Here is a 26094-nt window from a genome sequence, read left to right as displayed (position 1 = left end):
CTTGCTCTGGTCCCATTCGTCTAGAGGCCTAGGACACTGCCCTCTCACGGCGGCAACAGGGGTTCGAATCCCCTATGGGACACCATCTAATTTATCGCAGCTTTTGCAAATCTTAGTGGTATGCACGCAATCCCCTAAAATTTCCATATGGTAGATTCTGAGCTACCCCTGAGCCAATCAGGAAAATATGACTTTCTGCTGTCAGCCGTTTCGACACAGTCGAAACAGCACTTCTCCAAGTAAAACACCGATCATTCGCGCAACAAAAACGAATGATATCAGGAGGGGCAGACAGCCTTTCACTTGGACATAGTGCAGTTACACTGAGCTTTTTTAAAACCCTGCTCGCCGTTGCAGGCATCTGACATGGTGGGGAGGCAATCGCCTCCCCACCGTCATTTAATAGCGTGTTATCCGACCTGACGCAGATCAGAGCGCACAGTGTAATCTTCCACAAGGTATGGTCCGCCGGACACAACCTGGATGGAGAGAATGCTTGGCTCTCTGCTAACGATATTCCCGCTCTGCAGCGACAGGGCTGCATCCCCATCAGTCCAGCGGTATCTGGAAGATTCCAGCCCATGCCATCCTGACAGGTGAGACAGGGAAAGATGCGCTGTCAGACTGATTGTCTGACGCGAAGCAAAGAGTGAAACGTCCCCGACAAGAACACCCAGGTCACGACGATCATCCACGAACGGTCCAATCGTGTCACTTGGGCGGCTTGTCCGCGAAACCAGACGAACAGTTTCTACATTCGCAGGGATCATGAATGTGACCCGATCGTTCGCCTGGCGCAGCGGACGGATAATCTGCCCAAAGTTTGTCACCAGATGCAGATCTGGATCCGTCGTCAGCTCTGGCTGAGGCGCAGCACTTGCAGCGCGCGCAGCAATCGCGGCATGGATCGGCTCGACAAACGCCCGGGACGTCTCCAACGGCAGTGTTTCCGAACCGCCAGCCTTTGAGCCGCCAAAGATTGCGGTCACTGTGTGGTTGTCGAACTGGCTGCGGTTCCCTGTATCGAGATAGCTCTCGGTCAGTGCGTTTTCAGCCCACACCGCTTCATGGCTCTCCAGCTCCACATGGTAATAGGTGTAGCTGTTGATCGTGCGATCAATCAGGATCGAGACACCGTTAACCAGCATACGGGCGGGAACAAGCTTGCCCTCGAAGACCATGCAGTGTTCCTGCGTGACCAGGAGATCACGGGACGGAACGCCATCGGCCAGAGCGCCCTCGCGGATGCGGACGAGCCAGTTTTCTTCTGGTACACGCTGGTCGGCGACCGTGATGGAGCGATAACCCAGCCATTTGACGGGCATGGCGCCTTTGGGCGTCATGACCAGCGTACCAGGGACAAGCGTCTCGACGGTTGCCTCACCGTCCGGCGTCGTAATCGAGGTGCCTTCCGCAAAGCACGTCGTATAGATCAGTCCGCCATTGCTGTCAGACGACAGTGTATAGCCGTAGCTGCTGGCGCCCGGCACGTTCAGGGAGTATGTGCCGCCAGTGGTGTAGAACGTGATGCCGCTTGCCGTCGTACCAACACTGGTAACACTGACCTGCGGAATAGACGCAAGGTCGATCGTATCCGTAGGAGACCAGCCAGAGATAGTATTGGTAGGCATGGAAGTGCCGCTGATGACAAGACGCGCACCGTCACCAGACAACAGGATGCTATTGCTACCAACAGTACCGTTGACGACCAGCGTGCCGCCCGAAGAGACAACTGCCTGCCCTGCAATCGTACCGCCGGAAGCAACAGCTACAGTCCCACCATTCTGAACTGTGGGTGTAGAGATCGCTGCGCCACTCAGCACATTAAAGGTAACGTTATTGGAAACGGTCCAGGTTCTGGAATCTTTAAATCCGGATTCCAAATTAACAATACCGCCGTTTGACGTGAAGGTTGTATAGTTTGTTCCGTTGGTAGGCGTGTAAACATTCAACGTTCCACCATCCACTACCGTGCTGGATACAGCGCCGCCCTGAACGTTTATTGTACCACCGGAAGAAATACGTGAGCCAGACAGAACAGCTCCCGAATTAACAGTAATAGTGTTTCCGCTGGTAGCGTAATTTCCGCTTGTGGCAGTAAAGGTTACCCTAGCCTCCAGAATAAAATTACCACCCGTACCAACGATAGTCGTGCTTGTTGTATTATTTGTGTATAGATCCAGCGTCCCGCCGCTGATGGTCAAATTTCTTCCTGCACTTGTATAGGCCTGAAGAGTTGCGGATGCGCCGCTACCGATTGTCTGGTTCGCAAGAACCGCACCAGATGATACAATTTCTGTAGTACCCGATCCCGAGAGTATACCACCTGAAATGGTTGCTGCATTTGTAATCGCGCCCGTCAGGATAGTTGCTGCATCCGCAATAATGGACGCACCAGTGCTGATCGTCGCACCGCTAATAACAGCACCAGAGGTTGCGCTCAGTACACCACCACTGAAAGCATAGGCTGCCAGTACGGTCGAACCACTTTGAGCATCAACTGTTCCACCGCCAGCGATAAAAGGGTTATCGGCTGTTCCGCCAACGTAAACATGCCGGATACCACCGCTTTGAATAACACCCTGATAAGAGGAGCCACCGCTCGAAATGTAATCCTGTCCTGCACTGCCAACCACGCCGTTACGGACAATGCCACCGAAGCCAACAAACCGCCGCCCACCGTTGGTTTGATCCTGCGTGGCCCCGCCGGATGAGACAACTTCTACATCCCCATAATGGACTTGAGAGGCAGCTTTTCCATAGAGGTCTCAGTAGACTTTTACCGATACGATATGACAACGATAACGAACAAACTCGCATTTCTCATTGTCGCCCTTTACGTGCGGGGTTCTAAAGGGTGAAACCGTTTGATGGGAAAATCACCAAAGCTTATTCAGTCTATCGAGCGGTCTGCCGCCCTGCTCGAAATCATTGCGCAACAGGGCGGAGGTGCAAGGCTAAAGGACCTTGCGACAATTTCCGGTCTTGGGAAAACGACCGCCCACAATATTCTGCAAACCCTTGAATATCTGGGCTATGTCCACCGCCGTCCTGGAGACATGCGTTACCATTTAGGTGGCCGCATTCTGAATTTGGCCCGGATTGTGGGAGATGATCACCTTCTTCGAGATAGAATACGTCCCGTGCTTGAGATCATTGCGCAGGAAAGCCACGCAACTGTTTACCTCGGTGTCCCAAGTGGCGATGAAACGGCTTATCTCGACATTGTGGACTTGGAAGAGCCAAATATCGCTGCCTCTCGCCTGATGAGCAGGGAAAAACTCGAAGGGTCAGCTGTGGGTCTCGTGTTCCTCGCATTTGTTCCGGGTCTGGGGCAACGCGTCCTGACCACGCGATCCAATGCTCTCAATGATGCGACACTGGCAGAGATCGAGAATGTCCGGATCAAAGGATATGCGCTTGATCTGGAAGCCTATCATCCAGGCATAAACGCAGTTGCCATTCCCTTGAGAGAAAGCGGCGAAGTCCGGGCCAGTATAGCTGTTGCCGGCCCGGCGCAGAACTTCCCACGCCATCGCTTAATCCGCTTGGCATGGATCATGATGAAGCATGTGGAACGCGCAAATATCCAATAATGCTGAACTCGTGCCGTTTGAAGAAAGACAGCGTTCCCTTATTCATCGGGGACTGAAGCAGTAACTTTTTCTTCAGAAATACAGGTTCTCTCCTCATGAAAATGTCCTTTGCACAGACCATGCTTCAGGCTGCGGTCCAGGAAGCCGAAAGGCTCAACCTAAAAGTCTGCATCTCCATCGTGGATATGGCAGCCTGGCCTATGGCTTTCTTACGCATGGACGGGACGCCACTTGGCTCGATTGATGTCAGTCAGAAAAAGGCAAGAACTGCCGTCCTGTTCCAGATGGACAGCGCCGACTTCGCCAAAATCGCACATCCAGACGGGCAGGCATATTCGCTTGAAAATACGAATGGCGGCCTGACAAGCTTCGGGGGCGGGATCGTCCTGAAGTCCGCTGACGGTACGTTAATTGGAGGCATCGGCGTATCTGGGGCCAGTTCTGAAGACGATATTGCTATTGCTCGTGTTGCGGCAAACGCCCTGACATCCTGAAGACCATCAACACTGGATCACTCCATGCCCTCAGAGACACTGCATCCTGAAGGAAGCGCGCCTCTGGTTGCGCCTCCTCATGGTAGAACTGCCGCACTCCTCCTCCTGACTTTCGGGACGTTCGTGGTCGGCACAGGCGAATTCGCCATTATGGGAATGCTGCCCGAGTTCGCATCATCTCTCGGCCTCACACCCGCAGATGCTGGCCATGCGATTACAGCCTATGCGCTCGGTGTCGTCGTTGGCGCCCCACTCATCACCATCCTTGGAGCACGCCTCTCTCGCCGGGAACTAATGCTCGTCCTCCTGCTACTGTTCTGTTTTGGAAATGCCCTGAGCATCACCATGCCCACTCCCCGCCTGATTGAAGTGGCACGCTTCATCACAGGGCTCCCGCATGGCGCATTATTCGGCATATCCGCGCTCGTCGCGGCCTCTATGGTCGAGCGCTCACATCGAGGCTGGGCTGTTGGACGTGTGCTGTCCGGCATTGCGATATCAACCCTGGTTGGCGCACCATTTTCCACGTTTGCTGCCAATCATTTCGGCTGGCGTATTGCCTACCTCATTATTGGAAGTCTGGGCTTCGTCACATTCCTGGGTGTTTTGCGCTATATTCCAGCCGACGTACCAAACCGGAAAAACTCGCCTCTGCGGGAAATTAAAGCCCTCGGAAATACGCAGGTTCTACTGACGCTTCTGACCGCGGCGATCGGCTTCGGGGGAATGTTTGCCGTCTACACGTATCTGACGAGCGTAGTTCAAAACGTCACGCACGTGCCCGAATGGGAGGTCATGCTTTACATGGTCATCTGGGGATGCGGCATGCTGGCCGGAACCAACGTTGGCGCATGGATTGTTGATCGAAACATCAATCTTGCCGTTATCCTGGCCCTGTCAGGCAGCATTTTCGTGATGCTTCTGTTCCCTTACGTCATGCACAATCCACTTGGCCTGATGGCAGATGTTTTCTTTATCCCAGCCTTTGTGAATGCTCTTGGTCCAGCCCTGCAAACGCGCCTTATGGACTTTGCGGAAGACGCGCAAACACTCGCTGCGTCCCTTAATCATTCAGCTTTCAATATAGCCAACGCTTTGGGCGCCTCTCTTGGGAGTGTTCTGCTTGCGCGTGAGTTTGGCTATGGCTCACTTGGCATCGGAAGCGCACTGCTCTCAGCAGGCGGTCTGGCAGTGTATTTTATCGCGCTTGTAGCTTTGAAACGTAGCGGTCTCAGGGAGGTCCGTGGTTCCATAGATTAAGAAGCCAGTGGATTTTTCAGCACTCTCCCAAATTGAACAAAACAATAGATAACGAGGTCACCATGGATCTAAACCTTGCAGGTAAAACTGCTCTGGTTACTGGCTCAACGTCCGGGATCGGACTGGCCATTGCCAAGCGTTTCGTGGCGGAGGGCGTCAATGTCGTCATTTGCGGTCGAAGCCAGTCAAAGCTGGATGCAGCCACAGCAGAACTGAATACACCAACGCAGGTCCGTGCCGTGCAGGCTGATGCCGGGACACAGGCCGGAGTTGCAGCTTTGGTTGAAGCCGTCCCCTCCGTTGATATCCTGATCAACAACCTTGGCATTTTTGAACCTAAAGCTTTTGCCGATATCGCGGACGATGAATGGAGCCATATCTTTGAAGTCAATATCATGAGCGGCGTCCGGCTTTCCCGGCACTATTTCCCAAACATGATTGCGCAGAACTGGGGACGCATCATCTTTGTCTCCAGCGAATGCGGCGTCGTAACACCGGGAGACACCATTCACTACGCCATGACCAAAACAGCGCAGCTTGCTGTATCACGCGGCCTGGCTGAAGAAACCAAGGGAACCGGCGTTACCGTCAATTGTGTTCTTCCAGGCCCAACAAAATCCGAAGGAAGTACGGCCTTCATCAAGGCGGCCGTTACGAACAAGGATGCGTCAGAAGAAGAGCGGGAAGCTGAGTTCTTCAAAACAATGCGCCCCCTTTCCCTTCTCCAGCGCCTCATCCATCCGGAGGAAATTGCAGCTCAGGTCGCCTTGCTTTCCAGCCCATTCGGCGCCGTTACCAATGGTGCTGCGATCAGATGCGAAGGTAGCATTGTCCCGACGATCTTGTAATCTTCAAAAGAGTAGCTGAGCATTTTCAGAGGATACCGTTGATGGAGTTCCTGCTGTCTCGTCCGCAGGACTCCATCTGGCCAAAATTATAGATCACTAAAAAAGCCATATTTCCATACGATGGACAGCCACATGCGCATCGTAACCTCCACGACATAATGACAGACAGATTCGATCCTCCAGATGGGCTTGCTACAATGACAGCATCAGAAGGATCGTCTCAGGCAGCATTTATCAAAAAATCGCGCGCTCTGATCTGGAAATTGGAAAAACCTTTGTAAATTTTTGACGTTTTCCGAAATCTGGAGACGTATTTGTTCAAAAAACTGCTTCTTTAGAAATGCTTGAAACCAACTTATGTGCTCTGACTAGTTTGAAAGCTCTAGTTAACCTTCTTGGCTGGTACGGAAAGGACACATCTTTCAGTTTGAAGTTCAAACATTACTATGCGTGTCTAGAAAACCTCGATATGATCGCATGGATCAACACGTTCTGTTTTCCGAGAAAAGAGGGAATTCAGCACAGACAACAAAGGTTTCAGGGGAATTCTGCCGAGTGTCATTGAGGCTTTTCAGAAATGATTGGCTGGAACGGCTTACATATATGCCGTTGTCAGTTTTCATCCCGGTTTGGGTCGTCATATTTTCCCTTGTCTGTGTGGACTGTATGCCGATGGCGCTTGCTCCGTTTGCAGTGCTTTTCCTGATGGGCCTCATCTTCTGGTCTTTTTTTGAGTACCTGGGACATCGGTTCCTGTTCCACCTCGATTTTTCGCACGAGATGGGCAAACGGTTTATCTTCCTGATCCACGGCAATCATCATGAAGAGCCAGGAGAGAAACTCCGCAACATGATGCCCCTGTCAGTCACCCTTCCTCTTGCTGGCTTGCTTTGGAGCTTGGCGCATTTTTTTGGTGGACATAGCGGCACCACATTTTTCCTCGGTTTTCTTGCGGGCTATATTGCCTACGATCTTGTTCACTATGCCTGTCATCAGTATCGACCAAAGCGGGGCATTCTTCGCAAGCTGCGTCGTCACCACCTCATTCATCACTATGCTGCGCCCGAAAAGAATTTCGCAGTAAGCAACGATGTCTGGGACCGGATCTTTCACACCAAGACCGGGCGCTCTTCCTGATACCAATGCGAATTGGACTTGATACCCGCAATACGGGCCGTGCTGGCGGCACGGGTGTTGCAACATACGCGGCGACTTTGGGAGAGGCCTACAGCGAGGCAGGCATTCGCCCGGCGTGGCTACATGATGATATGGCCACGCACACAAATGTTCATAACTTTCCGCAGAAAATCAAACGCCTCGTCCGGAGCACTTGGCCCAATAATCGCGTCCAGCAGACAAGTGACGGCTATATTGGTCACGATCTTTATCGGACTGCCGAAATCAGAGACCGGACGCTTCATAGGCCGATTTGCATAAACGCTGACGCGCCACCGGATCTGATGCATTGGACCTATCCGGTTCCCATGCGGTGGCCAGGCATTCCCAATGTCGTGACGATCCACGACATTATTCCACTGCTCCATCCTGAGTTCAGCGACACTCCGGTCAAGCGCCTTCATAGACGCCTGAAATTCTGGTGTGACAATGCAGACGCCATTGTCACAGTTTCAGAAGCGGTCCGGCAGGATCTGATCCGTTTTTTCGGGCTACCTCCAGAAAAAATCAGCATGCTGTCTCAGTCGGTTTCTTTTCCAGAAGACCTTATGGCCGAAGCACTAGCTGTCGAGGCTCCCTGTTTAAAAGACGGATTTCTTTACTTCGGCACGATTGAACGTCGCAAAAATGTTGGGCGACTGATCGAAGCTCATGGTCGTTCCGGAACAACTCGCCCGTTGACCTTGATCGGCGCTTTAGGATTTGGGGGAGCCGAAGAGCTTCACGCCCTCAAGCATCATCCAGTTCCTGAGCGCGTGCAGATCCTACCCTGGTGCAGCCGCCCGGCATTAGTTCGCGCCATCAGAGAAGCACGATGCGTCGCTTTTCCGTCTCTGGCTGAAGGCTTTGGTCTGCCTATTCTGGAGGCCATGATTTTAGGCACTCCCGTTTTGACCAGCCTTGGGCATGCAACAGAAGAAATTTCAGGCACTGCCGCGCTTCTTGTAGACAGCACAAACGTAGAGGCATTGGCTGAAGGCATTAAAACGCTCGATCAAGACGATGCTTTATGGGCGGCTCTTTCATCTTCAGGCCGGAAACGTGCACAGGACTTTGCTATTGAACCCTATGCGCTACGCATGAAGAAATTCTACCAAACCCTGCTGGATAGGTGATTGTCCGCGATAAAAAACCAATCATCCAGCAGTTATTTTTAAATAGAATTTCGATAAATACTTTCAGATTATTGTATCAGTGAAAGTGCTTTCGCTACACTCTCTTCCCAAGAAAGGGTGCAGAAGCTTTCTGTCTGTAACGTATGGTCTGTCCTATCACACCCTGAAGTAGCGTAACGCATAATCGCGTCTAACCATGCCGGCCCGTCCAGAGGATCGAGGTAGCTCGCCGCAGATCCTCCGACCTCTCGTAAAACTGGAATATCGGAACAAAGCGCTGGCACGCCCAGCGACAAAGCTTCCGCAAGCGGAAGCCCGAAACCTTCGACAAATGATGGAAAAAGGAGCCCGGAGCTGCCTTTCAATAGGGTCTGAACCATCGTGTCAGGCAATGACTGGCACTCAATGACATGTCCCTTGAGGGCCGGAGCGCGATCTAGAAGATCAAGAATATTCTCGTTCTCCCAGCCGCGCTTTCCTACGATTACCAGTACAGGCGCCGAGGACGGTGCCTGTTCAACAAGACGACGCCAAACATTGAGCAAGAGAAGATGGTTCTTACGTGGCTCAATGGTGCCCAGACATACAAAATAGGGTCGTCCTTTGAGCTGATCGCGAAGTGATGCATCCAGTTCCATCGTGCGTATATGGAGGTGAGGAGCATCGACCCCGTGAAGAACTGCGTGGACTGGAATATCGACTGAGAGTTCCGTCAGATGTCGACAGACTGTTTCCTTCACGTAGTGCGACGGTACAATAATGGAATCGGCATAACGTGCGACTGTCTTGAGACGGATTTCATGCCGCGCAGGCTCTCTCGGGCGAGAATATTCCGGGTAGTCTATCGGAATAAGGTCATGAATCATCACCACACACCGAGCACCTGTCTGCCGGAGAAAGGCACCCACCACTTTAGGGCGTGTCAGATGATGATGTGACACATTAAGGTATATTGTGCCGGGAGCCATTGCAGCAGGCCGATGCCAGAACAGGCCACGATTAATCGCACCGCATAGACGTGCGGCCGGCCGGCCGGCAACAGATTGTCCCCACTGAAGTTCCAGCGCCTGTATGAACCGCTGCGCCCTGGCGTGGTCAATCATTCCCATCACACCGATTGGGTGCATGGCACAAAAGCGCGTTCGCTCTGATGCATGAGCCAACAGGTATCGCGCATAGGCCAGCTCGACCCGATCAATGCCCGTTGGTACACTTGCTCCCGAACGGGAAAGAAGGCGTGAAATATCCAGAAGAAACGGAGGTATTGCCTGACTTTCCTTCACTCAGGAGCCCCTACTGCGTCCGCGACTTTTTCTGAAAGACGCAAGAGCGGACGGCTCATTCCATGCCAGAATTCATGCCCTTCCTCAGTCGCCCGGGTCTGAAACAGTTGAGGCGAATGGCGTTCAAGTTTTGCCACGACACCCCGCACCAGTTTGGACATGGCTTCGTCTGAGAAAAAGCCACCGGCAACAAGACAGTATTCGACCAGAACGCGCCTGAATGCCGCGAAAAGCTCCATATCCGGCTTTTCCGGCATCTTCCAGAATGCGTCGAGTGTTCCCTCGTATGTAATGCCGGGAATATTGTAAATGGCCTGCCCCAGCGTAATAACCGGAATACCTTCCGCCAACGCCAATGTCCCAGTCGTACTATTGATTGTGATGACGCCTTCAGCCTGTTTTACCAGCAAGGCAATATCACCACCTTCGATAAAGCCAATCCGTCCCAGCACTCCATGATGACGCCCGGAGCACGCAATAATATGCCGCCAATCGCGCAAACCATTATCCAGGGGGTGCTGCTTGATGATCAGCCGCATATTCGCAGGAGCATGAGCCGCAAAGGAGGAAATGACGTATTCAATCGCCTCCTGCATCCCACTAAAGCCCGAATGCAGACGAACCTGAGCATCCGCATCCAACTGAAGGGGAAAGAGCATATATGGCGCTTTACAGGCCTCAAGCCTGCTCAGAACTTTCTTCGTACGTTCGGCAACGGCTTTACGACGCGAAAACCGCTTCAGCCAACCCATTCCCTCAACAAGGGGATGCCAAGGACGATGGTTTGTCCAATGCGGGAAATACCATCTTAGCAGAAGGTCGGCTGTATTATAGGCAATACCTTCCGCTGCACGCCTTTGAAACGAGGATGGCACTGAGCTGTGAGGTAATTGTGGGGGAAGTAATTGTGCTTCCACGCGGTAATAATCGGGATCTCGCGGTAAACGCGAGTGGCCGTTTACGCCCCCAAGTTCAAGAGTCACCCAGTCTGGTCTGAGATATCCTTCTTCAAAGACGTGCATCGGAATCTGCAGTTCATCACAGACCTTCGCCGCAGCCATATGATGCAGGCGACAGTCTCCGAAAATAACGACATCCGTAATTCCACGTCGCACGATGAAGTTACGCAGAAAACCAGGCCAATCTTCAAGGCGTCCACGGTAGTCAACACCACCTGGGAGGCGCCAGAAAAGTTTGTCTCCGCCGTTGAAATTAATTTTGGAAACCTTGTAGCCATCCGCCAGCAGGGCTTCTCCGACGCGCTCGAAGAATGGCCCCATCAATCCCTGTAGAAACAGAAAATTCCGCGTTGTCAGAGGTTTAAGATTTTCCTTGCCGAAGTGGCTATCGCTCGGAGCCTTCATTTCGGCCAGATCCTCATGCATGTATATTGTATTTTCCTACGCAAACGTCCTTGCAATCTTCGTAAACGCACAGTGAAAGACGTTGTCCATATTGTTGGGTCTGAAAGTCTCTCAACAAGAACCTCAGGGCCACAAGGTGTTCGGGTAACCGGATCCAAATAAAGCGGATAGAGAATGAGCGCCCCTGCTACAAGCTCTTCCAGTTGCAGATTTCGTCCCCTGCGACCGGTGCTCTGAGCAAGATCGCACGTCAAACCCCAGCCTGCATAGAATGGATTTCCGTAAGTCGTCACCGAACGCCCCCGTAGCAAGGCTTCAAAACCTGCAAGCGACGTCATAGTGTGAACTTCATCTACCTGAGCAATCAAAGAGACCATGGGGCCACTTCGTGCGATTTCGTCTGCATACTGCAGTGCGATATCATCTCTGACTGCACCCGGACGATGACCTGCATCCACGTCCGGGTGAGGACGAAAAACAATGTGCGCATCGGGCATCCGATCACGAACGTTACGAAGCAAGGAGAGGTTGTCGCTGATATCCCCACAGCCCAACCGAATGGACAGATCGTTACTGACCTGCCCCGGCACCAGAATAACCGTCTTCCCGGCAGGACGTGAAAGCAAGGAACCAACGTCAGCCGTACTCCCGTATTTTGAGACATTCCGCACTACGAGTGTGTCAATCAAATGGCGAGCACGAGCCCGCAGGATGTCATCGAAGGAGGTTTCCGCCAGAATTTTTTCAAGATCACTGGCGCGAGAAGGATCAAAATAGATGCCCGAACGATCGAGCACGATAGAACAGGGAGGGAGAAGATCACTTCCAAGCCCAACAGAACGCAAAAAGCCATCTTCAACCTGGCATATGCCCACACCCTGAGCTTTTGCCTTATTCCTTAGTCCAGACGGGATACGGCTGGACCAGGCAGCAATTATTCCTTTGCGACGTTGCGCTTCGCTTAAAGCGCCATACATGGAATGCCGAAAAAAGATCCTCTTCCGGCTCACATTGAAAAACTCGCGAATACGCTCGCGTTTCCACCATGCCATGCCAACGCAGACCGCCACATCCCGCGTCCGCTCCCAAGCACGACGGTCGTCAGAAACGATCCTTACCGCTTCGGTTAGATCGATTGGCCTACCATCGAACGGGCTACGCCAGGAAATGGCTTGTGTCAGCCATTCGAGAGCCATGGTTTTGGAAAATACGCACTCGCCTCCTTCGGGCGACCATATTCTCACTAACCGACCATAAGCTGCACCAAGAAGGGCTGCGTCATCCCGACCCGCTGTCCAGATTTCCTCAACCTGTTCGACAATGCTGTGCGGGTCCACCTGCGACACAACAAGCGCACCTGCCGCTTTGATCTCATCGGCATGATGCAAATGCTGGGAAAGAACGACGATTTTCCATGCAGCTACTTGAGCCGTGACGTGCTTCCACAGACTCAATGCAAGAGCCGCGTCGGCTGGTAGCGAAAGTAGAATAGTGCGTTCAGCGGAAAGCACTACCTGAGGCAACCAGAAAGCTCCCCCAATCTTTGCACGTCGAATGTCATGCAAAATCGATACCGCCGGATGACCTAAATTTTCATCAGAGAATGAGGAGATATACCCTAGTTCAACATCCTTGCTCTCGGCCCTTGGCGGTCGCCGGAGCAAGACCGAGTCAGTCGTAGAGCCTGTGCTTGATGGATGAAATCTCATAGACATGCTTTCTAACTGAAAGCCTGCTGCATCCGAAAGCCGATTTCGAATTCATGATTTATCTTTTTTCTGCGCAGTTTCTATGAAGAACGTTTTGTTCTCCCTTTTTTGTACGGTCGTATTTTCGATCTTATTTGACAGGTTCACTCGGCCAGATCGCTGTGGCGGGCGCGGATATACACTTCATATCCTGTCTGTCCTGACTTTTTACGGCGCGACACTTGCATTAACAGGCGGCTTTTGGGTTGCCTGCGTTCTCACGGACGCATTGTTTCTAGCCTTGGTCATTGCTTCCAACATTAAGTTTCGAGTGCTGGGAGAGCCTTTAGTTTTCTCTGACCTGGCGGTCGCTGCTTCGTTCCTGCGTTATCCACGCTTTTACCTCGCAGCCATTCCGAATTTTCTGAAGATTATATTAATACCTGCTGTAATACTCGTCTTCGGATGCGTCATTGCATTCTCTTCTACTGCACCTGCAACTCATTTCACCGGGTTGCTGATACTTCTGGCCTCCCTCTTGAGCTTCGGCGCGGGCTGGAAATTTTACTGGTGTTCCAGCGTTATGTTGCAGCCAGATCTTGAAGCAGACATCGTGCAATACGGACTACTTCCGGTATTGCTTATTTACACGCTCAGATGGAGAGCAACATCCTCGCCCCCTCCAGCCCAGCCACTGCCCGCACGCGAACCAGGCACAGACCCGGTGCCACTTCTAATCATCGTACAATGTGAGTCCTTTGCAGACCCGAAAGATCTAGTTCCTGACCATCCGCTTGCTCCTCTCAATAACTTTGAACGACTGAAGACAATATCCAACCACTATGGGACACTCTCCGTCAGCGGTTTCGGCGCTTACACAATGCGCACTGAATATGCTGTGCTCTGTGGGCGCGATGAGGAGGAGCTTGGTTTTCGAGCCTTTGACCCTTTTCTTACGGCTCAGGATGAGTGCACCTTTGGGTTACCCAATCGGCTTGCAGCCCTTTATGAAAAACGGCTTTTCGTCCACCCTCACGATCTCAGGTTCTACGGTCGAGATCGCCTGATGCCTGCCTTAGGCTTCACTACCCTTGTCGGCCCAGATGATTTTGCACACGCTGAAACAGCCGGGCCTTACACCAGCGACAAGGCAATCGGTGACTATCTTCATGACCGCATCGTGTCGGCTGAAAAGCCAGAACTGATTTACGTCGTGACCATGGAAAATCATGGCCCTTGGGATGCCGGCCGCCTGGATGCTCCAGATGCTCTAACGGCCTGGGAACGCCACGCTCAAAATGGTGACGCTTTATTGGGGAGTCTGGACCGTACATTGCGTGACTGTGGGCGCCCCGCACATCTCATATTTTTCGGCGACCATCGCCCTTCAATTCCGGGATACGTTACGCCTTCGAAAATACGGTCAACGCCCTTTATTTCTCTTTCTTATCATAATCATGAAAAAAGCACATTCTTTGCAGACATCAATACAAAACCTGCAGAACTTCACAGGTCTATACTAGGTAAATATAAAACAAACCTTAGAAACTGATATTTTTATTTTTGAATAACAGCATATCCTAGATTTATTTATTTGGAAAACAAACCAAATTCATCTTTCTGAAATAATTATCCGCAATGTGGAATTTTCAAAATTTTCTTATTGCGAATAATTATCATTTGAATGATAGTCCCGCTTTCTTCATCAAGCCACCGCGTGAGACCCGTGCCCAGCAATTCCCGAATAACCCCCGCTATCGCCGGCTTGTGCCTTGTTTTCAGCCACGCTCACGCCGCTGACCAGACAACGACGACACCCCCATCAGACAACCATACGAACAGGAAAACAGCGTCCACTCCTGCAAAAATGGAGCATATCTCCGTACGGGCCCGCAGAATGGCGACTGTGGCAACGTCTGCAACGAAATCAGATACGCCACTGATCGAGACGGCTCAGTCTGTCACGGTCATTACACGTAATGAGATGGACGTTCGGGGCGTTCTGAACCTCAATCAGGCCGTCCGCTATACAGCCGGCGTCACTGCGGACCAGCGCGGCGGTGCGGTTGGCACGCGTTACGATCTGTTTGCTCTCCGCGGCTTCTCCGTCCCAACGTTTCTGGATGGATTGAAACTTCAGGACAGCCCCACAGGATACGCGGTGGCGCAGACCGATACATCACGTCTGGATCGGGTTGAAATTCTCAAAGGCCCCGCCTCTGCACTGTATGGCCAATCCAGCCCCGGCGGCCTGACGGCCCTCTCCAGCAAACTACCCACCGACCAGCGCTTCTACGGCGGGATCAATACGACGGGAGGCATGTTCGACCTTTATCGCGTCGATGCAGATGTTGGCGGGTATGCAACAGACAATGGGTTTGTTCGGTACCGGCTCTACGGCACCGTCAATGGGCAACACACACAGCTAACCCGCACAGGAAGCCGCCGTTTTTCCATCAGCCCTGCGGTGACCTTTGGCGGGAATGGGCCAACAACTCTCACGTTGCTGGGAAATTACCAGTACGACCCTGAGAACGGGACTTATGGTGGCGTCCCATTGGTAGGCTCGCTTAAGCGGGCGTCATACGGCTATCTGCCCAGAAATTTCTATGACGGTGATTCGTCCTTCGAGAAATACAATCGTCGCCAAGGGGCCATCACCTACATCTTCAATCATACATTCAATAATGACTGGAGCTTCACATCTCGTGGCCGTTACGACGATGTGAAAACCCAATACCGCAGCGTCTATGACATGGGATATTATGTCAGCGATGATACGCTGGCCCGCTCAGCAATCGAGACATACGAACGCACCCACAACCTCGCATTTGACAGCCAGTTCAAAGGCAAAGTCCGTACAGGTCCGCTGCAGCACACGCTGATGTTCGGCTTTGATTACATGCAGCAGAGCGCGACAGAAGTCGGGTTTTACGGCGCGGCACCTGACCTGAACGTCTTTCATCCGAACTACAAAATGGCCATTGATCCAATGTCTCCATGGGTCAACTATCGGACGGACTCCCATCAGGTGGGCGCTTATGGGCAGGATGAGATCCGCTGGGACCGCCTGATCCTGACGGGCAGCATCCGCAACGACTGGTATCGCTCCCATCAGGTTGAGTCCAACTACAATTCAGACAGCCGTCAGAGCCCCAGCCAGATTACCTGGCGCGCCTCCGGCCTCTATCATTTTGATTTCGGCCTCGCGCCGTACATCAGCTATTCCACATCTTTCCAACCACAGTCTGGCGCCGTGTCCAGCGATGGCGGAAAGACCATGCATCAGGCCGCCCCGTCTCTAGGCAAACAGCTTGAAGGCGGCGTGAAATATCAAGTTCCGGGAACCAGCATTTTGCTGACTGCAACCGGTTTTCACATCGAACAAACCAACGTTCTGGTCGCTGTCGGCAACACGGGTTACAGCACTGCCAGCGGTCTGGTTCATTCAGATGGTTTCGAGTTCGAAGCACATGCTGAGCCCTACAAAAACCTCATGGTCACAGCATCCGTCAGCTTCCAGAAAGTCCGTGATGACTCAACCGGTAAGCCCCTGATGCAATCCGGCAAGGGTAATTCATCCCTGTTTGTTTTCTACACAATGCCATCCGGCCCTCTGAAGGGCTTCGGCTTTGGCGGCGGTATGCGATATTCTGCCAAGACCTATGGTGGCGAAGCATCCTATGGCAGCGTCTGGATTCCGCAGTATGCGCTCTTTGATGGCTCCATCCGCTACGATCTCAACAACCTGTCCCATAGACTGCATGGCTGGACAGTTGCTGCCAGTGTACGCAACCTGTTTGATAAGAACTATGTGGCAAACTGCCTTGCTTACGCCTCTTACGGTCAGGAATTCTGCTATTATGGAGAGCGCCGCAACGCACAGGCGAGCGTTGGCTACACCTGGTAAGTCCGGTTCGGCGCGCCGACATCTGACATTGCGTCTCTTGGCGGCGTTGCCCGGCGGATACACACTGTCAGCGCTTGGGGGGATCTGCCTAAGCCTCTGGCTTCCCCTCTCCCACGCAGATTGCGCTATGGCCGGTATCCTTGTCGGCCTGCTGGTCTGGCCGGTTACATTCATGGCCTGCTTTGGTGTTGCCAATGGTCGCAAAGCTTTTGGCGTCACGCTGCTTGCGACACTCCTCACGGGAGGACTGGCTCTTTTAGCGGGCTGGAGGCCGTGAAAAGCAATTTTCGCGCCTCCATGGCCTGGCTGCACACAGGCCTTGGACTGATAACTGGATGGGTTCTTTTTGCAATTGCCCTGTCTGGAACGCTCAGCGTGTTCCGGCAGGAAATTAGCGTCTGGATGCGGCCAGAGCTGAGCGCCACCCGTATCTCCTCCATTGAAGCAAGCGCTCACGCCGTAGAGTGGCTCACACAGAATGCCCCGACATCTCCGGCCTGGTATCTGAATGCGCCGACACAGCAGGAGCCATTCACGCTAGGGGTCTGGTCTGACCCCAAGGGCGTGTATTTGCAGAAAGCACTCAGCCCACAAACCGGCAGTCCTGACGGCATTCGACAAACCTTTGGCGGCGAGTTTTTCTACCGCTTCCATTTCGAGCTTCAACTCCCCTACCCGTTTGGTCGCCTGATCGCCGCCATCGCCGCGCTAGCCCTTGTCGTCGGCCTGATTTCCGGCGTGATTATTCACCGCAGGATCTTCGCGGATTTTTTCACATTTCGCCCTGGGAAGGGACAGAGAAGCTGGCTGGACGCTCACAATCTTCTCGGCGTTCTGGCGCTACCATTTCACCTTATGATCTCCTTCACAGGCGCCGTTACACTCGGAACCTTGCTTCTTCCGTGGAGCACCCAGGCCGTTTACAAACATAACCTGATGGCCACTTACACGGACCTGAATCCGGCCCTCGATGCCCGTCCGCCCAGCGGCCATCCGGGCCATCTCGCGCCTATCTTGCCCATTCTTCAGGATGCAGAAAGACGTATCGGTGAAGCCGGCATCGCACAGATCTATATCTTCAATCCGACCGATCAGGCGTCAGTGATTACCATCACATCGGGCAACACAAACACCGTCAGCACGACATCACACACCCTGAATTTTGACGGCACGAACGGCCACCTTCTCAGCGAACATGTCGAAAAGCGGCCATTCATTGGTGCTTACACATTCCTGTATGGTCTTCACGTCGCACGCTTTGCGCCCGGTGTGACGAGGTGGCTTTATTTTGTATGCGGATTGATGCTGACAGCCGTCATCGGAAGCGGCATGCGCCTTTGGACGATCAAACGCCTGAGAAGCAACCCTCATCTTGGACACGTGCTGACAGAACGCCTGAATGTCGGAGTTCTGGCTGGACTGCCCCTCGCATTTGCATCCTATTTTCTCGCAAACCGTATTCTCCCAGCCGGTCTTCCGGGACGAGAGAACCACGAAATTCAGTGCGTTTTCATCGTCTGGGCTTTTGCCTTAGTTTTCGCTCTGGCACGCAAATCAGAAGCGGCCTGGACCGAACTTCTGGCTGCCTGCGCTTTCGCCTGTCTGGTCATAACTGCATTAGGCTCCCCGTGGAGCAGCAGTGTGAACGCCGCGACCAGTGCAACGGCCGCACTCTTCGCGGGAGCATTTGCCTATGCGGCCATCACTGCGTACCGCAAGAAAGGACTATCCACATGATGGGGGCGGCCCTTCTGTGTGGGCAGATCTCCATTCTGCTGCTGGCGGCAGGCTCTGCACGCGGCAGCGGAATTTTCTTCAAAAACGCCACGTCGGCGTCCTATCTGCTCGGCCTCAGACTGACAGGCTTCGCACTGCTGGGTTTAAGCCTGATGCTTCAACTCCATGGATCGCAAACGCCCATCATTGATGTCATCACATGGCTTGGCCTGCTCAGCGTAGAAATGTTGCTGGCAGCCCTGCTCTGCACGACATTGAACGCCAAGAAAAATCCGCCCCGCCGGAAATAGCTTTAACGACTACAGACATCTCGCAGCGACTGCCCCTGCTCTTTTGAGAAAAGAGCCAGCTTGGGCGTCCCGATCCTTTGGGAAAGATAGATGCCGGTGTGGCCGGACACGAGATAGGCGATGAAACAACCAGTCGCGTAATAAATCACATCGGTCGCGCCGAAGAGCTCCACCGCCATGAATGTACAGGCGAGAGGTGTATTGGCTGCCCCGGCAAACACGGCCACAAACCCCACCCCTGCCAGAAGATCAACCGGCACACCCAGCAGAGGGGACAATGCGTTTCCCAAGCCTGCCCCGATGAAAAAGAGGGGCGTCACTTCTCCGCCTTTGAAGCCGGTTGCCAAGGCGACAAGAGTGAACACCAATTTCCAGAGCCAGCTCCAGGGATAATATCCAGCTCCAAAGAAGTTCAGAATGCTCGCCCCGCCCTCCACATGTGAGACAGTGCCGAGGCCAAGGTAGTCCCGCGTTCCGAGTATCCAGACCAGCAGCAACGTCAGCACGCCACCAATCGCAGGCCGTATCCAGGCTGATGGGCAAAGGCGCTGGAAAACACCTGCAAGGCGATGAACACCGTCCGCAAACGCCCGGCTCGCAAGGCCGAAACACACGGCTGCAAAACCGACCTTCACCAACAAAATAGCGTTGACGTGAAACATCGAACCGTCTGCCGCGGCGATCCCCCGAAAGCCGACATGATAAACGGCATGATGGATACCCCATGCATGACACGTCCAGTCTGCGACAATCGAGGCCACCGCGACCGGGAGCAGGGCTGCATAATCAAGCCGGCCGAGCGTCAGAACTTCCAGTCCGAAAACAGCCCCCGCAACAGGCGTTCCGAAAACGGCACCAAAACCTGCGGCAATCCCCGCCATTAGCAACAGGCGCATGTCCTGCACGTGCAGTCGGAACAGGCGCCCAATTGCAGCAGCAAAGCTTCCTCCGATCTGAACGGCCGTTCCTTCCCGACCAACCGATGCGCCGAAAAGATGACTGACAACCGTTCCAAACAAAACCAAAGGCGCCATGCGGAAAGGGACGCCCCCACCTGGCTTATGAATTTCATCAATAATCAGGTTATTACCTGCGGCTGATTTCCCGCCGAACCACTGATACAGCAGCGCAACGCCCACTCCGGCCAGCGGAAGGCCAAAGATCAGCCAAGGGGTCTCAAACCGTATGTCCGTGGCCTGGTCCAACAACCAGAGAAACAGGGCACAAACAGATCCGACACTTCCGCCCAGCAGCAAAAGCAGAAAACCCCATCGCAATGTCGTCACAGCCACGCGGGGGAAATTATGGAAAGCAGGCATCGGACACAGTTCTCCTGTCATGCTTCTAAAGAAGCGAGTTTGACAGGAATCATCAGCATCTCGCGGAGGAGAGCGGTTCGACCAGTATGGTCAGGCAGAATCCATTGCCGTTGTCGAAATGCTAGCGTTCAAAGCCAGCGCTGTCATCCTCACAATACAAAAAAACGGCTCTCCCTGTTTCCAGGAAGAGCCGTCTTTCTCTCGAATGCGTATCGCCGCCAGATTAGAACCCGACAGAGATGTTCCCTGTCACGCTGAAGCGCGGATAAAGATAATAGGTCGGCGTTCCGCTGGCACTGATCGTGCTGCCATAAACACCCTTGGCTGCCTTGGCATTGGACACGAGGCTATAGGCGCCAGTGCGGACGAAATCGCCGCCCAGATTGCTGAAATTCAGCTGGAATTTCGGGGTCTTGAACCGGCCGTAGGAGTTGAAGCGATAACCCAGTGACAGATTATCCGTCAGATACCCTGGGATTTTCTCGTCATTCATGAACGTCGAATACTGGGACGACACGTAGCTGACGCTGCCATTCGCAAAGAAATGACCATCATCATACGTCAGGCCCGCACTCGCATGCACATGCGGAGACTGAACGGCCGTTTTGCCCTTGGTCGGCAGCAGATCACTGACCGTCTGACCATTCAGGGTGCCCGTCGTGAGGATATTGGAATCCATCGTGGCGTTCAGATATTCGACGGAAACATACGGGCTGAGATGGTGCCACGGATGTGCCGAGATCATGAAGTCCACACCACGCGCGGTCTGGTTACCCGCGTTAATGGTGGAACTGATGGCCTGATTGTTGATGTAAACGCTCGTGGACAACAGACGGTTGGTAATGGAGTAGTTGAACAGCTCCAGATCCGTCATGAAGTAATCGTTATCAAAGCGCCAGCCGAGTTCTTCCTTGATCGAATACTGCGGCTTCGGGTTGTACGGATTGCCAACGTAGCCACCCGTCTGAGCATCATAAACCTGCCCCAGCGAGCCCGGATCTGGCATGCGGAAGTCGCCTTCGGCATTCACATAGATCAGATTATGCTGATCAATCCGGTAGCTGATGCCAACCTGCGGCAGAGGCACAACCTGGTTCTGCTCGGTGCGCGGCGTTGAGGATGCGCCATTGACCGTCCAGCGATTGATCATGGCAACCTTGATGCCGCCATTCAGCGTCAGGCGTTCATGCAGGAACTTGGCCGTATTCTGGAAGAACAGCGAATGGATCTTCCACCCGGCATCCCCCTGGTACGGCATATAGCGCGTTCCATTCACGTACAGCCCCTTGGAGGTGTTGTACGGGAAGTACTGGCTGCCATTGGTCTGCAACACGGAATACATGTTGTTGACCTGATTATCCTGATAATCGAACCAGTATCCCAGTTCCATATGATCCCAACTGACCGGATCATAGTTCAGCTTCGCCACTGTTCCGGCGTGCGGGCGGTAAACGCTGTAGTAGGAGGCCGCAGGCACACTGCCGGAAACGGGTGTTCCACCTTGGCCAATGGTCGCATTGCGACCAGCCCCGTTAAAGAGGCTTCCGTTATAGGTGTAGCCACCGTTGTAGACGTAATACGGCTTAAAATCGAAAGAGAACTTAGCCGGCAGATGAATGTGGACAGGCAGCGTTACAAAGACCTGATCCCACATATTGCCATTCAGCATCCCGTATTTTGACGGGTTCGACGGATCATAGCTGGACGAATAATTATACGTCCCGATCCCGTCTTTCTTGTCATAGAACTGCTTTGCCGTCGGCTTGAGCGGCTCCATCGTGAACTGGTGGTTCCATGAGACAAAGAGGTTGACGGAAGAGCCGTCCTCAAAGTCCTTCGCCGCACCGAAATCGAGATGACGACGCTCGTTCGTCCCTGGCCCATTCCAGTTCCGGGCATGTGTATGGGAGAAGGACGCAAACGTGCGGATGCCGGAATTGCCGATGTCACCGCTCTCAACACGAAGGAACTCACGGGACATGTTGTTTGTGCCGTACGAGAAATCCATCAGGCCGCCGAACTTATGTGACGGCGTCATGGTCTGGGAGTCCATGATACCTGCGGCGGCGGATGTTACCGGCAGATCAATGGCAGACGATCCCGGCGTAACGGAGATCATGTTGACGTTTTCAGTATCAACGTTCTGATTCAGGTAATACGCGGTCGCGACAGGCACACCATTCAACAGAATGCCCATGTCTGAATCGGTCAGGCTTCGGCTGTTGATCTTGCCACCAAGAATACCAGAGCTATCGACTGTAGAAACCGTGACGCTGGGCAGGTTCTTGATCATGTCCAGCGCCGTACTGGCGGGGCTCTGCATCTCGATATACTGGCGCGTGACGGTCTGAACCGAGTGCGATGCCATTTCGTGGCGCATCATGCCACCGCCACCATTCAGCGCCTGACGGGACACACGGACAGAAATTGCTTCCGCATCCTTGGCATCAACAGCCGTGCGATGGTGAGCAGGTGCCACATGAGGATGAACTGGCGCAGCATGCTTACCCCGAGCCTGTGAAACCGCAGCATAGGCTGCTGCATCACAAAATACTCCGGCCAGCACAGTGGCTGTCAGCAGTGTGAGACGTCTGGCACCAAAATTCATCTTCACGCGATCCTCAGATGTGTCGTTTGCGGCAGAAAATATTCAGAACACCGATCAAAACAAGTCAGACGAAGAACTTACTGATCCTATATTTTGAATTTTATTCTGGTTTTTTATCATATGTGTCTTTTAAATCACACATATAAACGATATATATTTTGATATAATTTATTTATACAACAATAAATTATCAAATATTCAAATATATACTTTAGAATATTACTGTATCTATAAATGGCATCAATCCGTTGCCTATAATAGAACACCCTTTAGGGATGAATATTTCTTTTCGACATCTTTCCTGTATGGTGCCCTCATTATGAGAGCGGAACGACGGTAGAAATACATGAAACTTATCTCTTTTGCGCAACAAATCATGCCACACGCCCTTTCCATGGGCTGCCTGGCCTCACTCGCACTCACAACAGCGCCAGCCAAAGCCAAAGAACAGCCTTGGGATATCCGCGCCGTCGTACTCACCACATACGAAATTGGTGAAGATACCGGAGACCGGGCAGGAGAATTCCAGCCCTGGATCGAAGGAGAGCATCTGACAGAGAAGGTTCCGTTCCCGCTCGGCATTCATCCGATCTATACGGATGCGCAACATCATCTATTGGTCGTCGTAACAGGAACTCCGATTGCCCCGGCAACGACATCCGTCATGGCCCTCGCAACGGACCCGAGATTCGATCTGCGCCATGCTTACTGGATGGTGGATGGTATTTCCGGCTTTGACCCCACCGTCGCATCTGTCGGTTCAGTTTCAATCGCGGACTATGTGGTTGGAGACATCACGCGTTACATCGACAAGCGGGAAGCACCGAAAGAATGGCCATACGGCTATTTCATGATCACCGCTCAGAAGCCCAATCAATATGCTCTGTCGGGCGGGGATGCGCCCGATGGCAGCATTCAGCATAATAATGCATTCCAGCTAAATCCGTCTCTGGTGCACTGGGCCTATGACCTGACCCAGACCGTCACACTATCTGATCCTCCGCAACTCGAAGCCCAGCGCAAGCTCTACAAATCTACCGACGTCGCTGCTGGACGCCCAGCCGTTGTGACGGGTGGAGACTTCGGCTCAGATACCTTCTGGCATGGCAAGATCATGACCAGTTTTGCTCGGGACTGGGTACATCTTCTCACACAGGGCAAGAGCCATTTTGTGTCCAGTGACATGGAAGACTCTGGCATTCTCGAAGCCCTGACACGCCTTGGGCAGGCCGGTCGCGTGGACAGCAGCCGTGTTATGGTTCTGCGTAGTGCGTCCAATTACACCGAGCAGCCCCATGGCATGACAGCCGTCCAATCCATGAACAGCGGCTATGACGGAGAAAAAGTTGCCTTGGATAATGGATACCGTGTGGGCTCCCGCATCATTCATGAACTGCTGCAGCACTGGGACAAATTCGGTACCCAAACGCCCTGAACGGGCCTCACCTTCTGTTGCTGGCATAATATTGCGAAGTCTTGCTGAAGGGTTCATACAGCATGTCAGACTCTCTTTTCCGTGAGGGAGCCTGACATGGAAGCGCCTACCCGCTTCAGCCGCCGACCGGACATGTTTATCGACTGATCGTGCCCCCTTCGACGGCTCCTGCAAGGTGCTTCGCGGCCAGACAGGGGATCACACATGAGCCGAGAAACCAGCGCCACTCTTTTTCTTGAAAAACAGAGCGTGCCGTTCAGTCTGCATGACTACGAATACAATCCAAATGGCGGCCTGATCGGTATGCAGGCGGCTGTTGCTATCGGCGCTGATCCCGGCAGTGTGCTTAAAACGCTTGTTGTCGAAATCGACAAGAAACAGCCGGCCTGTGTCGTGGCCCCCGCTCATCAGAAGCTGAATTTGAAGAAAGTCGCAGCTTTATTCGGTGGCCGGAACGCAAGAATGATGAATCCGGAAAAGGCCCATGAACTGACAGGCTATCAATCCGGCGGCACAAGCCCCTTCGGCCAAAGCTCCCCCATTCCCGTTGTCCTGTCTCAGGATGCCATGGGACAGGAAGCCGTCTACATCAACGCTGGCCATCAAGGGCTCGTGGTGCGCATTTCCCCCGCAGACGCTCAGCGTATCACCGATGCCAAGGTGGCCGATGTTGCCGCAGACTGAGACGCTCTCTTCAGCACAAACAAACGCCGCAGTCACAAAATTTTCCCTGTCGCGTCACTTGTCCGCTGAGCAGAAGGATCTTTTAAACGACGTCCTCTCTTTCTGCTCCGCGCATCTGTCAGATCAGAGCGCGCTCCTCATCATTGAAGGCGCTGCCGGCACAGGGAAGAGCGTTGTCCTCAACGCAATTTTCAACGCAATTCAGACACGCGCACGCTCAAAGAACCCAGATGACCCTATGACGGGCACACGCAACATGCTGCTGGTCAATCATCCGGAAATGCTGAAGCTTTACCGTAATGTCGCTGCGGAGACGCCAACTCTTCGCAAGGCCGATTTCGACAGACCTACGACGTTCATCAACCGCCTGCACAAAGCCAATCAGAAGGCAGACATTGTTCTGGTCGATGAAGCCCATCTGCTTCTCACCCGGGCTGACCGGTACAATCATTTCCAGCAACAAAACCATCTCGAAGAAATTCTAGCGTTGGCCCGCGTAGTCGTCGTGGTGTTTGACCCGTTACAGGTGCTGAAATTCAAGAGTCACTGGTCTGCGGATCTGCTGGATCGTTTCAAAACGGGTCGGCCAACCAAGACCCTGCACTTAACTACGCAATTTCGCGTCGAGGCGGGTCCAGAAGTGCGGCATTGGCTGGACCAACTTGCAGAAGGACACATCGGAAAGCGCCCTCAAGACCCAGACTTTGATCTGCGCGTTTATGACGACTGCGCCCAGCTTTACGATGATCTGAAAGAGCGGAATCACGAAGTCGGCCTATGCCGACTGCTCTCAACTTACGACTACCCTTATCGGCTGGATGGAGAAGACCACTTCATCGAGGAAGGACGTTTCCGCCTGCGATGGGACCGCTCAAAACCCGATGAAAAGCTTCCTTGGGCCGAACGCCCCGACACGATCGACGAAGTCGGCTCGGTCTACACAATCCAGGGCTTTGACCTGAACTACGCTGGCGTCATTCTAGGCCCTTCCCTGTCCTATGATGCTCAGACTGACAGTATCCGCGTCGATCCAGCCCGCTACGAAGACAGTGCTGCCTTTCAGGGACAAAGCGGAATTGTTGCTCCACAGATGGCGAAAGAACGCATCATTCTGAATGCGCTGAATGTCCTGCTCACCCGCGGGATGAAAGGTCTTTACCTTTACGCGCATGACCCCGCGCTTCGAGAGCGACTACGAAACAGCTAGGGCCAGCTTGCTGCATGATGACTTTCCAGCCCGAAACTTTAACGCTCAACTTAACTTGAATTGTTACCCGCACAGCGTTC

The 26094-nt window shown here is 53.1% G+C and carries 20 protein-coding genes, 1 tRNA gene and 1 riboswitch; of the genes, 15 read left to right on the top strand and 6 right to left on the bottom strand.

All coding sequences use genetic code 11. The features are described from left to right. The first annotated feature begins 9 nt into the window (after positions 1-9). A tRNA-Glu gene (locus tag KP705_RS04135) sits at positions 10-85 on the top strand. A 325-nt stretch (positions 86-410) separates the two neighbouring features. Here KP705_RS04135 and KP705_RS21090 read toward each other — a convergent pair. Then, complete coding sequence (locus KP705_RS21090; RefSeq protein WP_308267185.1) at positions 411-2636, bottom strand: Hint domain-containing protein; 2226 nt, start codon at positions 2634-2636, stop codon at positions 411-413. A gap of 234 nt (positions 2637-2870) precedes the next feature. Here KP705_RS21090 and KP705_RS04125 point away from each other — a divergent pair, with 234 nt between their 5' ends. The 6 genes from KP705_RS04125 (at position 2871) to KP705_RS04100 (ending at position 8489) form a co-directional block, all read left to right on the top strand. Beyond that, positions 2871-3596, top strand: coding sequence for an IclR family transcriptional regulator (locus KP705_RS04125; protein ID WP_046901088.1), 726 nt, complete (start codon positions 2871-2873; stop codon positions 3594-3596). Positions 3597-3691: 95 nt separating this feature from the next. Further along, positions 3692-4090: a heme-binding protein gene (locus KP705_RS04120; RefSeq protein WP_046901087.1), complete on the top strand. Its 399-nt coding sequence runs from the start codon at positions 3692-3694 to the stop codon at positions 4088-4090. 24 nt (positions 4091-4114) lie between these two features. After that, positions 4115-5350: an MFS transporter gene (locus tag KP705_RS04115; RefSeq protein ID WP_046901086.1), complete on the top strand. Its 1236-nt coding sequence runs from the start codon at positions 4115-4117 to the stop codon at positions 5348-5350. Between the two features lie 62 nt (positions 5351-5412). After that, positions 5413-6198, top strand: a complete 786-nt coding sequence (locus tag KP705_RS04110; protein ID WP_215764095.1) for an SDR family NAD(P)-dependent oxidoreductase — start codon at positions 5413-5415, stop codon at positions 6196-6198. A 603-nt stretch (positions 6199-6801) separates the two neighbouring features. Next, positions 6802-7335, top strand: coding sequence for a sterol desaturase family protein (locus tag KP705_RS04105; RefSeq protein ID WP_052750056.1), 534 nt, complete (start codon positions 6802-6804; stop codon positions 7333-7335). 5 nt (positions 7336-7340) lie between these two features. Then, entirely contained in the window at positions 7341-8489 is a 1149-nt protein-coding gene (locus tag KP705_RS04100; RefSeq protein WP_046901083.1) for a glycosyltransferase family 1 protein, read from the top strand. Between the two features lie 68 nt (positions 8490-8557). Here KP705_RS04100 and KP705_RS04095 read toward each other — a convergent pair whose 3' ends face one another. Genes KP705_RS04095 through KP705_RS04085 form a run of 3 tightly spaced genes read right to left on the bottom strand, consistent with a single transcriptional unit; the run spans position 8558 to position 12659 of the window. Then, complete coding sequence (locus tag KP705_RS04095; RefSeq protein ID WP_080951471.1) at positions 8558-9772, bottom strand: glycosyltransferase family 1 protein; 1215 nt, start codon at positions 9770-9772, stop codon at positions 8558-8560. Further along, on the bottom strand, positions 9769-11157 hold the full coding sequence (locus tag KP705_RS04090; protein ID WP_080951470.1) for a capsule biosynthesis protein: 1389 nt from the start codon (positions 11155-11157) through the stop codon (positions 9769-9771). The genes KP705_RS04095 and KP705_RS04090 overlap by 4 nt, the downstream gene beginning before the upstream one ends. Beyond that, entirely contained in the window at positions 11133-12659 is a 1527-nt protein-coding gene (locus KP705_RS04085; protein ID WP_160298813.1) for a hypothetical protein, read from the bottom strand. Before KP705_RS04085 ends, KP705_RS04090 begins: the two co-directional genes overlap by 25 nt. Before the next feature lie 268 nt (positions 12660-12927). Between KP705_RS04085 and KP705_RS04080 the strand changes: the two genes are divergently transcribed. The 5 genes from KP705_RS04080 (at position 12928) to KP705_RS04060 (ending at position 18761) form a co-directional block, all read left to right on the top strand. Beyond that, positions 12928-14376, top strand: coding sequence for an LTA synthase family protein (locus KP705_RS04080; RefSeq protein ID WP_215764094.1), 1449 nt, complete (start codon positions 12928-12930; stop codon positions 14374-14376). A gap of 174 nt (positions 14377-14550) precedes the next feature. Beyond that, positions 14551-16734: a TonB-dependent siderophore receptor gene (locus KP705_RS04075; RefSeq protein ID WP_232309217.1), complete on the top strand. Its 2184-nt coding sequence runs from the start codon at positions 14551-14553 to the stop codon at positions 16732-16734. Then, positions 16718-17011, top strand: coding sequence for a hypothetical protein (locus KP705_RS04070; RefSeq protein ID WP_046901080.1), 294 nt, complete (start codon positions 16718-16720; stop codon positions 17009-17011). Before KP705_RS04075 ends, KP705_RS04070 begins: the two co-directional genes overlap by 17 nt. Next, entirely contained in the window at positions 17008-18471 is a 1464-nt protein-coding gene (locus KP705_RS04065) for a PepSY domain-containing protein (protein ID WP_215764093.1), read from the top strand. The genes KP705_RS04070 and KP705_RS04065 overlap by 4 nt, the downstream gene beginning before the upstream one ends. After that, positions 18468-18761, top strand: coding sequence for a hypothetical protein (locus KP705_RS04060; protein ID WP_252348226.1), 294 nt, complete (start codon positions 18468-18470; stop codon positions 18759-18761). The genes KP705_RS04065 and KP705_RS04060 overlap by 4 nt, the downstream gene beginning before the upstream one ends. A gap of 2 nt (positions 18762-18763) precedes the next feature. Here KP705_RS04060 and KP705_RS04055 read toward each other — a convergent pair whose 3' ends face one another. After that, positions 18764-20080 carry a voltage-gated chloride channel family protein gene (locus tag KP705_RS04055; RefSeq protein ID WP_252348225.1) on the bottom strand — a complete coding sequence of 439 codons (1317 nt, stop codon included), beginning with the start codon at positions 20078-20080 and terminating at the stop codon, positions 18764-18766. Between the two features lie 36 nt (positions 20081-20116). After that, a riboswitch (Fluoride riboswitch) is annotated at positions 20117-20198 on the bottom strand. 105 nt (positions 20199-20303) lie between these two features. Continuing rightward, complete coding sequence (locus KP705_RS04050; protein WP_215764147.1) at positions 20304-22688, bottom strand: TonB-dependent receptor; 2385 nt, start codon at positions 22686-22688, stop codon at positions 20304-20306. Between the two features lie 346 nt (positions 22689-23034). Between KP705_RS04050 and KP705_RS04045 the strand changes: the two genes are divergently transcribed. From KP705_RS04045 to KP705_RS04035, 3 genes are all read left to right on the top strand, one after another. After that, complete coding sequence (locus KP705_RS04045) at positions 23035-24123, top strand: purine nucleoside permease (RefSeq protein ID WP_215764091.1); 1089 nt, start codon at positions 23035-23037, stop codon at positions 24121-24123. A gap of 204 nt (positions 24124-24327) precedes the next feature. After that, positions 24328-24807 (top strand): Cys-tRNA(Pro) deacylase, encoded by a 480-nt coding sequence (ybaK, locus tag KP705_RS04040; RefSeq protein WP_046901075.1) that lies wholly within the window; start codon positions 24328-24330, stop codon positions 24805-24807. Then, positions 24791-26014, top strand: coding sequence for a DUF2075 domain-containing protein (locus KP705_RS04035; RefSeq protein ID WP_215764090.1), 1224 nt, complete (start codon positions 24791-24793; stop codon positions 26012-26014). The genes ybaK and KP705_RS04035 overlap by 17 nt, the downstream gene beginning before the upstream one ends. Positions 26015-26094: the final 80 nt, after the last annotated feature.

It is taken from the genome of Gluconobacter sp. P1D12_c (assembly GCF_018812105.1).
Taxonomy (GTDB): Bacteria; Pseudomonadota; Alphaproteobacteria; order Acetobacterales; family Acetobacteraceae; genus Gluconobacter; species Gluconobacter oxydans_A.
Note: the sequence above shows the minus strand (reverse complement) of the source record. Positions and strands in the feature narration are given on the sequence as shown.

Excerpts from the sequence above, each read along its gene's own strand:
- KP705_RS04125 (WP_046901088.1), top strand. The coding sequence starts at position 2,871 with ATGGGAAAATCACCAAAGCTTATTCAGTCTATCGAGCGGTCTGCCGCC.
- KP705_RS04120 (WP_046901087.1), top strand. The coding sequence starts at position 3,692 with ATGAAAATGTCCTTTGCACAGACCATGCTTCAGGCTGCGGTCCAGGAA.
- KP705_RS04115 (WP_046901086.1), top strand. The coding sequence starts at position 4,115 with ATGCCCTCAGAGACACTGCATCCTGAAGGAAGCGCGCCTCTGGTTGCG.
- KP705_RS04110 (WP_215764095.1), top strand. The coding sequence starts at position 5,413 with ATGGATCTAAACCTTGCAGGTAAAACTGCTCTGGTTACTGGCTCAACG.
- KP705_RS04105 (WP_052750056.1), top strand. The coding sequence starts at position 6,802 with ATGCCGTTGTCAGTTTTCATCCCGGTTTGGGTCGTCATATTTTCCCTT.
- KP705_RS04100 (WP_046901083.1), top strand. The coding sequence starts at position 7,341 with ATGCGAATTGGACTTGATACCCGCAATACGGGCCGTGCTGGCGGCACG.
- KP705_RS04090 (WP_080951470.1), bottom strand. The coding sequence starts at position 11,157 with ATGCATGAGGATCTGGCCGAAATGAAGGCTCCGAGCGATAGCCACTTC.
- KP705_RS04080 (WP_215764094.1), top strand. The coding sequence starts at position 12,928 with ATGAAGAACGTTTTGTTCTCCCTTTTTTGTACGGTCGTATTTTCGATC.
- KP705_RS04060 (WP_252348226.1), top strand. The coding sequence starts at position 18,468 with ATGATGGGGGCGGCCCTTCTGTGTGGGCAGATCTCCATTCTGCTGCTG.
- KP705_RS04055 (WP_252348225.1), bottom strand. The coding sequence starts at position 20,080 with ATGCCTGCTTTCCATAATTTCCCCCGCGTGGCTGTGACGACATTGCGA.
- KP705_RS04050 (WP_215764147.1), bottom strand. The coding sequence starts at position 22,688 with ATGAATTTTGGTGCCAGACGTCTCACACTGCTGACAGCCACTGTGCTG.
- KP705_RS04045 (WP_215764091.1), top strand. The coding sequence starts at position 23,035 with ATGAAACTTATCTCTTTTGCGCAACAAATCATGCCACACGCCCTTTCC.
- ybaK (WP_046901075.1), top strand. The coding sequence starts at position 24,328 with ATGAGCCGAGAAACCAGCGCCACTCTTTTTCTTGAAAAACAGAGCGTG.
- KP705_RS04035 (WP_215764090.1), top strand. The coding sequence starts at position 24,791 with ATGTTGCCGCAGACTGAGACGCTCTCTTCAGCACAAACAAACGCCGCA.